Here is a 273-nt window from a genome sequence, read left to right on the forward strand (position 1 = left end):
GGCGGATGTGGATAACGCTCATCCAGGTATTCCATCACCACAGTCGATTCCCACAACGCCAGGTCGCGATCGACCAGGGTGGGCAGGCTGCCGTAAGGGTTCACCTCGATCAGCTTCGGCGGCTGACGGCCCGCTTCGACGTAAATGATCTCGGCGCTGACACCCTTCTCGGCCAGTACGATACGTACCCGGTGGGAATAGTGGTCGGCGGGGTCGGAGTAACAGGCCAACCGATTGGTCACGCCCATGGCGATCCTCCTCGCTTGTTGAAAT

At 60.1% G+C, this 273-nt stretch carries 1 protein-coding gene; it reads right to left on the bottom strand.

Going from position 1 to position 273, the window contains the following annotated elements; translation table 11 throughout:
* A partial coding sequence (locus AB2L51_RS15180) for a glutathione S-transferase N-terminal domain-containing protein (protein WP_400922667.1) occupies positions 1 to 248 on the bottom strand: 248 nt, incomplete at its 3' end.
* Between the last annotated feature and the right edge of the window lie 25 nt (positions 249 to 273).

It is taken from the genome of Acetobacter fabarum, from assembly GCF_040702925.2.
Lineage (GTDB): Bacteria > Pseudomonadota > Alphaproteobacteria > Acetobacterales > Acetobacteraceae > Acetobacter > Acetobacter fabarum_B.